This window comes from Umezawaea sp. NPDC059074 (genome assembly GCF_042738955.1).
Classification (GTDB): Bacteria; Actinomycetota; Actinomycetes; order Mycobacteriales; family Pseudonocardiaceae; genus Umezawaea.
Genome location: NZ_JBHYHC010000114.1, coordinates 20840 through 31078, shown reverse-complemented (window position 1 = coordinate 31078; position 10239 = coordinate 20840). Strand labels below are relative to the sequence as shown.

Here is a 10239-nt window from a genome sequence, read left to right as displayed (position 1 = left end):
TCGAATGGTTGAAGCAAAAGGAACGACACGGGGGCGATAGGTAGACAACGTTGGCAACCATTCCGTGAATGGTGCCCTCGAATCAACGCGCGCTTTTTCGGAAATCGCGCTCTCGTGCCGTTCTCCCACGTCCGAATCCTGTCTCCGCCGATTTCCCGTCGACCCGGATGGAGAACGATGGACGAGCGCGCCCGGCCCGGCTGGCTGACCTCACTGGTGTCCCGCCGCGCGGTGCTGGCCACCGGTGCGGCGGGGCTGGCCGCGCCCGTGGCCATGACCCTCGGCGTCGCCGCGCCCTACGAGTCCGCCACCGCGCAATCGGGGACGGTCCGGAAGGTCACGATCTACGCGGAAGCCCTGCCCGGCAACCTGTACGGCTACGGCCTCGCACCCGGACAGGCGACGATCCCCGGCCCGGTGCTGGAGATCTACGAGGGCGACACCCTGGAGATCACCCTCGTCAACAACACCGACCGGCGGATGTCCATCCACCCGCACGGCGTCGACTACAGCACCGAGTCCGACGGCAGTCCGCTCAACGCCTCCTTCAACAACCCCGGCGAGACGCGCACCTACACCTGGCGGTCGCGGGAGATGTTCGCCGCCGCCGGACGGCGCTGGATGCCGGGCAGCGCGGGCTACTGGCACTACCACGACCACGCCATGGGCACCGACCACGGGACCCTCGGCATCGCCCGCGGCCTGTACGGCGCGCTCGTGGTGCGCCGCCGCGGCGACATCCTGCCGGACAAGCAGATCACCGTCGTGTTCAACGAGATGTCCATCAACAACCAGATCGCGCCGAACACGCCGCTGTTCGAGGCGAACCTCGGCCAGCGGGTCGAGTGGATCGCGATCGGCCACGGCAACCAGTTCCACACCTTCCACCTGCACGCGCACCGGTGGGCGGACAACCGCACCGGGATGCTCGAAGGCCCGACCGACCCCAGCCAGGTGGTCGACAACAAGGACCTCAACCCCGGCAGCTCGTTCGGGTTCCAGGTGCTGGCCGGGGAGGGCGTCGGGCCCGGCGCGTGGATGTACCACTGCCACGTGCAGAACCACTCGGAGACCGGGATGTCCGGGATCTTCCTCGTGCGCACGGCCGACGGCGGGATGCCGCCCGGCGCGCAGGAGGCGATCGACCGCTTCCGCGGCCACGCCCACGGCACGGCGGTCGCCCCGGCGGCGGACCCGGCCACCGGGCAGCACCAGCACTCGCCGTCGTGACCACGGTTAAGGAGTCAGGGATGGGGCCAAGGACGTCTCCACGCGGTTCGCGCCGGAGGACGGGCAGGCACGCGGTGGCGGCCTTCGCCGCCGCGGTGATGGTGCTCGGCGGGACGCTGACCGCGCCCTCCGCGGTGACGGCCGCCCCGGCGCCCGCGGTCACCGCCGCCGCGCCGGTGTCCGTCCTGGTGTTCCACGGCGCCGCCGCCGACCAGCAGGACCCCGTCGTGCGCGCGGTCGAGGCGCTGCGGGAGATCGGCGCGGCCAACGGCATCGCCGTCGAGCAGTCGTCGGACCCGGCCGCGTTCACCGCGGCGAACCTCGCCCGGTACCGCGGCGTCGTGTTCCTGTCGGCGCAGGGCGCGACCCTCACGCCGGACCAGGAGGCCGTCCTGCGCGACTACCTGAAGGCGGGCGGGGGTTTCCTCGGCGTGGGCGACGCCGCCAAGGCCCAGGAGCAGTCGACCTGGTTCACCGGCCTCATCGGCACCCGGCCCGTGGGCAACGAGCCCGTGGTGGAAACCGTGACGGCGAGCGGCGAGAACCCGCCGAACGAGACCAAGGAGAAGCTGACCGACGGCAACCCGGCCACCAAGTGGCTCGCCCGCACCCCGACGGGCTGGGTGTCCTACCGGTTGCGCGCCGCCGCCTCGGCGAAGCGCTACACGCTCACGTCGGCCAACGACACCCAGGGCCGCGACCCGAAGGACTGGACGGTGCAGGGGTCCGCGGACGGCACGAACTGGACCGACCTGGACCGGCAGACCGGCCAGGCGTTCCCGGACCGCCTCCAGACCCGGTCGTTCACCATCGCCGACCCGAAACCGTTCCTGCACTACCGCCTGACCATCACGGCGAACTCCGGCGAGCCGCTGATCCAGCTCGCCGACTTCCGGCTCGTCTCCGGCGACCCGCCGCCGACGCCGGAGGTGCGCCAGTCCGTGGTCGACGTCCTGGACCGGCAGCACCCGGCGACCAAGGACCTGCCGCTCACCGTCTCGCGCTCGGACCGGTGGTACAACTGGGATCCGAGCCCGGTGGGGACCGTGCACACCGTCGCGCAGGTGGAGGAGTGGCGGTACGACGCGGGACAGGGGGCCAACGGGCCGTTCCACCCGGTGTCCTGGTGCCGCGACTACGAGGGCGGCCGGTCGTTCTACACCGGCATGGGCCACACCGAGGCGAGCTACGGGGAGGACGCGTTCCGCGGCCACCTGGCCGGCGCGCTGAAGTGGACCACCGGTCTGGTGCGCGGTGACTGCCAGGCCACGATCGCCGCGAACTACAAGATCGAACGCCTGACCGCGGCCAACCAGACCGGTCAGCTCGACCAGATCGGCGAGCCGCACGGCCTGACCGTCGCCCCGGACGGCACGGTGTTCTACGTCGGCAAGGCGGCCTGCCCGTCCGGCCCGGTCGTCGACTGGACCGACCCGAAGGTCGGCCTGGGCTGCGGCACGATCCACCAGTTCAAGCCCGACACCAAGCAGGTCGCGCTGCTGGCGACCCTTCCGGTGATGGGCAACCGCGGCAGCGGCACCGAGCTGGTGAAGAACGAGGAGGGCCTGCTGGGCATCGTGCCCGACCCGGCGTTCACCGACAACGGGTGGCTCTACGTCTACTGGATGCCGCAGGACACCGTGGACCGGGAGAAGCGGACCGGCAAGCGCACCATCTCCCGGCTGACCTACGACCGCACCGCGCAGAAGATCGACCTGGCCACGCGCAAGGACCTGCTCCAGTGGGAGGTCCAGCAGCACAGCTGCTGCCACGCGGGCGGCGGCATGGCGTTCGACGCCAAGGGGAACCTGTACGTCGGCTCCGGTGACAGCAACTCCTCCCAGGGTTCGTCGGGCTACTCCGGCAACAACTGGACCGCCGACTGGCAGGGACTGTCCTTCCAGGACGCCCGGCGCACGGCGGGCAACACCAACGACCTGAACGGCAAGATCATCCGCATCCACCCGGAGGCGGACGGCACGTACACGATCCCGCAGGACAACCTGTTCCCGCCGGGCACCGAGAAGACCCGGCCGGAGATCTACGTGATGGGCGTGCGCAACATCTCCCGCCTCCAGATCGACCCGACCACCCAGTGGCTGACCGCCGCGTGGGTCGGTCCGGACGCGACCTCGCCGAGCCCGGACCTGGGCCCCGCCAAGTACGAGACCGCGACGATCATCACCAAGGCGGGCAACCACGGCTGGCCGTACTGCATGGGCAACAAGCAGCCCTACCGCGACCGGAGCACCACCGACGCCACCAAGCTCACCGGCTGGTACGACTGCGACGCGCCGAAGAACGAGTCGCCGCGCAACACCGGCCTGGTCGACCTGCCCCCGGTGCAGAACAACATGATCTGGTACTCCCCGGACGGCGGCGGCCCGGTGTTCCCCGCCCGCTCCGACGGCAGCGGCGTCCCGACCTACAACGCGGCAGACGCCACCTACACGCAGCCGTACCTGCGCGGTGGCGGCCAGGCGGTCATGTCCGGTCCCACCTACCACCGGGAACTGGTGGACACCGGCAGCGGTGTCGCCTGGCCGGAGTACTGGGACGACAAGTGGTTCATCGGCGACCAGTCCAACGCCGCCAACCGGATCGCGGTGACCGTCGACCCGGCGGGCGTGCCGACCGCCGCGCCCCCGGCGTTCGCCGAGTCGCTGCGCGCGATCATCCCCAGCGGCAACGGCAACGACCGGTTGCAGAGCTGGATGGACGCGAAGTTCGGCCGTGACGGCGCGCTGTACCTGCTCGACTACGGCGGAGGGTTCTTCACCTTGCACCCCAACCAGAAGCTCATCCGGATCACCTACCAGGGCGGTGCGAAGACGCCGAAGCCCGCGGCGACGTCCGTCGCGGTGCAGAACAAGCCGCTCACCCTGGGCTTCACCGGCTCGCGGTCCGGCGGCGCGTCCTACCGCTGGGACTTCGGCGACGGCGGCTCGTCGACCGAGGCCGACCCGCGGCACACCTACGCGAAGGTCGGGACCTACCAGGCGAAGCTCACCGTGACCTACGCCGACGGGGAGACCCAGGTCGTGCCGGTCGCGGCGAACGTCGGCTGCGCGACCACCGACAACCGCGACATGGTGTGGGTGGGCGACCAGGACTCCGGTGTCGCCAACAAGGACGTCGGCGGCGGCTGCACGGTCAACGACCTGATCGACGACGAGAGCGCGTGGCCGGACCACGGCGCGTTCGTCCGCCACGTCACCGCCGTCACCGACCAGTTGCGCAAGGACGGCGTGCTCACGGCACGGGAGAGCGGCGCGATCGTCCGCACGGCGGCCGGGTCGGACGTCGGCACGCCCGCCAACACCGGCTACGAGCCCCTGTTCGACGGCACGGAGAAGTCATTGCTGGGCTGGACGCAGGCCCCGAGCGGCTCGTTCTCGATCCAGCCGGACGGCTCGCTGCGCTCCTCCGGCGGGCTGGGCATGCTCTGGTACTCGGCCAAGCAGTTCGGCGACTTCTCGCTGAAGCTCCAGTTCCGCGACAAGTCGCCGGAGGGCACCCGCGCCAACAGCGGTGTGCTCACCCGGTTCCCCGATCCCCGCATCCCGCTGGAACAACGGCCGCCGGGCAGTTGCGGCACCACGGGGTCGGCGCGCACGTCGCCCGCCTGGGTCGCGATCTTCTGCGGCCACGAGGTCCAGATCTACGACGGGGCCACCGGCGAGCCGCAGAAGACGGGGTCGATCTACAACTTCGACCCGATCGGGCTGCCGGAGGGCGGCGTGCCCCCGAAGGAGACCTGGAGCAACTACGAGGTCCGGGTCGTCGGGCAGCACTACACGATCCTGCGCGAGGGCGTGGTGATCAACGAGTTCGACAACACGCCGGGCAAGCAGTCGTCGCGGGCCGGTGACCCGCCGACGGACCTGCGCCAGTTCGCCACCGGCTTCGTGGGGCTCCAGAACCACGGGACCAGCGACCTGATCGAGTTCCGCGACGTCCGGGTGCGGTCGCTGTAGTCACCACGAGAGGTGCGGCATGTTTCGACGCTTGATCGCCGGTGCGACCTGCGCCCTGCTGTGGGTGTCGCCGATGGCCGTGGTCGCGGCCTCGGCGGCGCCCGTGCGGGCCCAGGAGCAGGTGCTGACCTGGACGGCCGACAACGACATCACCCGCTACAAGTCCGCGCCCATCACGGCGACCGCGGGCGTGACGAAGATCGTCTGGGAGAACAGCGAGGCCACCGGCAACACGACGGGCATGCCGCACACCCTCACCTTCGACACCTCGGCCGTCGGCTACAACCACGACGTCGACCTCAACGTCCTGGCCAACCCGTTCGACACCCAGAACGGCAGGCACGAGGCCACGGTCACCCTCACGCCCGGCAAGTACCGCTACTTCTGCTCGATCCCCGGCCACGGGTCGATGGTGGGGGAGTTCACCGTGACCGCGGGCGGTGAGGACGTGACACCGCCGACGGTGGTCGCGGACGTCACCGGCTCGAAGAACGCCGCGGGCGAGTTCCTCGGCAGCGCCACGGTCACCGTCACCGCGTCCGACTCGGGTTCCGGGGTGGGCCTGGTCGAGCACGAGGTCGACGGCGGCGGCTTCAACCCCTACACCGCACCGGTTCGAGTCACCGCGGTCGGCGACCACACCGTGCGCTTCCGGGCGACCGACGTGGCGGGCAACACCTCCACCATCGGCTCGACGGCGTTCCGCGTCGTCGCGCCACCCTCCGACACCACACCGCCCACCGTGGCCGGGAGCGTGGCGGGCACCAAGGACGGGGCGGGCAACTACGTCGACAAGGCCACCGTCACCATCACCGCGACCGACGCCGACTCCGGGGTCGACCTCGTCGAGTACCAGGCGCACTCCGGCACCTGGACCCGGTACACGGGGCCGTTCGACGTCACCGAGGTCGGCTCGCACATGGTGCACTTCCGCGCCAGGGACAAGGCCGGGAACGTGTCCCCGGAAGGCATGGTCAGCTTCACCGTGGTCGCCGCCCCGCCGGTCGACACCACGCCCCCGACGACGTCCGCCGCGCTCTCCGGGACCACCACCCCGACCGGCGACTACGTCGGCCGGGCGACCGTGACGATCACCGCGACGGACGCGGGGTCCGGCGTGAAGCTCGTGGAGTACCTGCTGGACAACGGGAGCTGGACGCCGTACACGGCACCGGTCGCGGTGAACGCCCTCGGCGCGCACACCGTGCGCTACCGGGCCTCGGACAACGCGGGCAACACCGCGGCGGAGCGGACCGTGACGTTCACCGTCGTCGGCTCGGGCTCCGACGCGTGCCCGGACTCCGACGAGCGCCCGACCGTGGTCATCGGCCAGGACGACACCCTGGTCCCGAACGTCGACACCGGGAACGGCTGCACCGTCAGCGACCTCGTCGACCAGCACCGCGGGTACCCCGACCACGGGGCGTTCGTCCGGCACGTCGAACTGGTCACCGGCGACCTCGTGACCGGTGGCGTGCTGACCCGCAGGCAGCAGGGCGTCCTCGTGCGCGCGGCCTCGCGATCCGACATCGGCAAGTAGCTTCGCACAGCAGGGAGAACCCAGATGGCTGCACGGACCGCCTCCACCTTCGCGATCTCGATCGCCCTCGTCACCGCGTCGGTGGTGGGCACGGCCCCGAGCGCCAGTGCTGACCTCGTGACGTACTGCGTGGGCAGCGGCGGGGCCGTCACGGTCCCGAACGACCTGTTCGTGCCCGCGGGCGAGTCGTGCTCGCTGCGCGGCACGACCGTCACCGGCGACGTGCGCGTGGCGGCGGGCGCGAACCTCGTGATCAGCGGCGGCCGGGTCAACGGCGCGGTCGCCGTCGCGGCCGACGGCTACCTCGACGCGACCGACACCCGCGTGGACGGGGCCGTCACCCTGGCGGCGGGCGGGTTCGGCGTGTTCCTGAAGAACTCCGACACCGGCGGCGTGGTGCTCCAGCCGAAGGGCTCAGCCACCATCGAGGGGTTCCTGTTCGCCGAGCGGGGGTCCAAGGTCGACGGCACGGTCACCGCGGGCGTCGGCGAGGTGGTGCTGACCGACAGCGAGGTGACCGGCAACGTCGGCACCAACGGGGCGTACTTCACCGACGTGCACGGCACGTTCGTCGACGGCACCCTGTCCGTGCTGAACAACGCGACCGGCAGCGTGGTGTGCGGCAGCGCGGTGCAGGGGAAGTCCACGTTCGCGGGCAACGTCGGCGGCGTGCAGCTCGGCCCGAACGGCGGCCTCGACACCTGCGCCTCCGGCGGCTACTTCGCCAGGGACGTCAGCGTCTCCAACACCACCGGCGGCCGCACGACGCTCGACGACAACGTGATCAACGGCGCGCTCACACTGACCGCGAACACGCCGGTCGGCGAGGTGGCGGCCAACAACCGGATCCGCGGCGGGGTCGTGGGGGAGCGGTCCGAGCCGACCGCGGCCAAGGCCGCGACCGCCGACAGCACGCGCGGCACCGCGAAGGAGCGCGCCGCGAACCGCCTCGCGCGGGTGGACGCCTCCGTGGCGGTGAAGGGCAAGGCGCGCCTGTGAGGTGAGCCGCTCACGTGTAGTGGTCCTGGAGGCGGGCGTGGCGGAACTGGTGCACCGCGCCCGCCTGGCGCAGCACACCGAGCCGCCGCGCCTCGGCCAGGAACCGCGGGAGCCGCCACGGCAGCTTCCCCGTCAGCGGCAACCAGAACCGGGTGATCACCAGCCACCGCCCCCAGGCTTTGCCGGACAGCAGCACCACACCCGCGATCCCGCCCACCGCCACCGCCATCTCGACGGTGGCGATCCACGTGAGCATCCCGAGCGCCAACGCGAACGCCGTTGCCTGGATGATCGCGTTCGTCCGGTCCATCGCCAGGGAACTCGACGGGCTGGTCGCGCTCCGCAGGTCGATCGTCGTCTCCAAGTCGGTGATCACCCGCGCGGCGCGGGCGGCGATCGCGGCCACGACGCCGACCAGCACCCCGAGCACGGCTCCGACCAGGGTGCAGACGGGGATGTTCACCCAGGCCGGGAGCCGCTCGTCCACCGAGGACCCCGTGATCGCCATGACCGCGCCGAACGCCGCTCCGCCGAACGTGCCGGTCAGTCCGCTAGTCACCACGTAGCTGGCGAGCTGGAAGTCGACGAACTGCTTCCGCGTCCCGGCGAGGAAACCGGTGTCGTCGGTCGGGGTCACCGACACCCACAGCCCGAGCAGCACCAGACCGGGGAACCGGTCGACGGGTACGTGTCCGGACCCGAAGAGCATCTCCACCGCGCTGAACAGGACGATCGCGAGCACGGCGACGATGACGAACCTCTTGCGGTGCAGGCGAACGGAGAAGTCCGACGCGATCCCGTACAGCAGGGCCAGGAACACGAAGAGGGCGACGAGTTCCACCGAGACGAGGACGAACCGCGTCGAGGTGAGGTCGATCGGCCGGTCCCGCAGGTCGCCGGGGCGGACCACGAACAGGGACAGCGCCATCAGTTCGCCCAGCAGCGCCCCGGCGACGACGAACCGGGCCTTTCGCCAGACCTCGCCGGGGCGGGGGCGACCGCGGAACCGGAAGGACGAGGGAACGGGGTCGGAGGGGCCCGCGAGGCGGTGGAGTCCCAGGAACACCAGTCCCGCCGCCAGCGCCCGGACAGCGCTGTCGGCGTGGGGGAGGAACGCCGCGGGCGCTCCGAACCCCAGGCCGACCAGGAACGCGCCCAGCGCCCTCAGCCACCGCGGTCCCGTGCTCACGGCGAGCGCGACCACCGCCGCCACGGGCAGGCCCACCAGCGCCGCGACCGGTGAGCCGAGGACCAGCCACGCCCAGCCCGCGGCGACCGCTCCCGTGGTCGCGCCGGTGAGGAGCGCGCGGGGGAGTCGTGGCACGGCGGTGTCGAGCCGCCACCACGCCAGGTCCGGCGTGCCGGACCGCCGCAGGTGCCGGGCCAGGAACGCCAGCCAGTGCTCGACCTGCTCGGTCTCCCAGCCCGCCCCGCGCGAGGGGCGGTGGACCGCGGGCACCCAGGAGGCCAGCAGGTGCTGTTCGACGTGGCGCGCGGTCGGGAAGCGTTCCGCGTCCAGCAACTCGGTGGGATCGGCGTCCGGCGTCTCGCCGTAGACGGTGCGGGCCAGCCCCACCATCAACGGCGTGGCGAGCGCCTGGTGGAGGGAACCGTCCTGGTCGATCCGTTCCAGGACGGGGTCCCAGAGGGGGACCGCCCGGCCGTCGACGACGGTGGTCCGGTGCGTGCCGCGCGTCAGGTAGTCCGCCCGGTCCGCGGGGTCGAGGTCCTCCAACTCCACCGCGACCGCCCGCGTCAGGCGGCGTGCGGTGGCCTCGACCGCCGTCCGGTACTCGTCGGGCCTGCTGGTCACGACCAGCGGCATGGTGGTCGCGTTCAGCTCGGCCAAGGCACGGGCGTGCAGGCCGTCGGCGATCTCGTCGAAACCGTCGAGGATCGGCAGCACTCGGTCGTCGGCCACTAGGTCGGCGGCGAGGGCGAGGCCGATCGGGTAGTCCCGCGCCAGCCGGTCCGCCAGCCAGTCGCGCAGCGGCACCTCCGGGTTCCACGACCCCAGGCCGAACAGGACGGGGACCCGGCCGCCGGGCTCGGCGCGCGCCGCCGCGGTCGTCAGCAGGAAGTGCACCGCCAGGACCGTCTTCCCGGAACCAGGACCGCCGAGGACCAGCACGCGGCCGCCGGGCGCGGTCCGGTGCACCTCGACGAGGTCGTCCAGCTCCCCCTTCCCGGCGGCGGGGACGTGCCGGTCGCCGAGGTCGGCGGGTCGCCACCGCACCCGCAACGGACGCGGGTCGTAGGCGCGCCACGACTCCGCCTCGCGCACCCACTGGGAGCGCACGGCCGAAGCCAGCCGCGCGGCGGTCTCGTCCAGCGGGGACCGGGCGTGGACGTGGTGGACCGTGACCGTCGCGTCCCGGCCCGCCTGCACCACGGTGCTCGACGTCGAAGCGAGGGCGACCTGTTCGACACGGCCCTCGTCGTCACCGTCTCGCGGGGTGGGTTCGGCGTCCACGGGGAGATCCTGCCCTGTCA

The 10239-nt window shown here is 71.8% G+C and carries 5 protein-coding genes; 4 read left to right on the top strand and 1 reads right to left on the bottom strand.

What is annotated here, in order from left to right; genetic code table 11:
* Positions 1–177: 177 nt before the first annotated feature.
* The 4 genes from ACFWW9_RS35275 to ACFWW9_RS35260 are packed head-to-tail and all read left to right on the top strand — an operon-like array spanning position 178 to position 7746.
* Positions 178–1230 carry a multicopper oxidase domain-containing protein gene (locus ACFWW9_RS35275; protein ID WP_390386594.1) on the top strand — a complete coding sequence of 351 codons (1053 nt, stop codon included), beginning with the start codon at positions 178–180 and terminating at the stop codon, positions 1228–1230.
* 20 nt (positions 1231–1250) lie between these two features.
* Entirely contained in the window at positions 1251–5207 is a 3957-nt protein-coding gene (locus tag ACFWW9_RS35270) for a ThuA domain-containing protein (RefSeq protein ID WP_390386593.1), read from the top strand.
* A 19-nt stretch (positions 5208–5226) separates the two neighbouring features.
* Positions 5227–6747, top strand: coding sequence for an OmpL47-type beta-barrel domain-containing protein (locus ACFWW9_RS35265; protein ID WP_390386592.1), 1521 nt, complete (start codon positions 5227–5229; stop codon positions 6745–6747).
* Between the two features lie 24 nt (positions 6748–6771).
* Complete coding sequence (locus ACFWW9_RS35260) at positions 6772–7746, top strand: hypothetical protein (RefSeq protein WP_390386591.1); 975 nt, start codon at positions 6772–6774, stop codon at positions 7744–7746.
* Positions 7747–7756: 10 nt separating this feature from the next.
* Here the strand turns inward: ACFWW9_RS35260 and ACFWW9_RS35255 are convergent, their stop codons facing one another.
* On the bottom strand, positions 7757–10219 hold the full coding sequence (locus tag ACFWW9_RS35255) for an NACHT domain-containing protein (protein WP_390386589.1): 2463 nt from the start codon (positions 10217–10219) through the stop codon (positions 7757–7759).
* Positions 10220–10239 lie beyond the last annotated feature (20 nt).

Coding starts and splice junctions, on each gene's coding strand:
- ACFWW9_RS35275 (WP_390386594.1), top strand. CDS start 178: ATGGACGAGCGCGCCCGGCCCGGCTGGCTGACCTCACTGGTGTCCCGC.
- ACFWW9_RS35270 (WP_390386593.1), top strand. CDS start 1,251: ATGGGGCCAAGGACGTCTCCACGCGGTTCGCGCCGGAGGACGGGCAGG.
- ACFWW9_RS35265 (WP_390386592.1), top strand. CDS start 5,227: ATGTTTCGACGCTTGATCGCCGGTGCGACCTGCGCCCTGCTGTGGGTG.
- ACFWW9_RS35260 (WP_390386591.1), top strand. CDS start 6,772: ATGGCTGCACGGACCGCCTCCACCTTCGCGATCTCGATCGCCCTCGTC.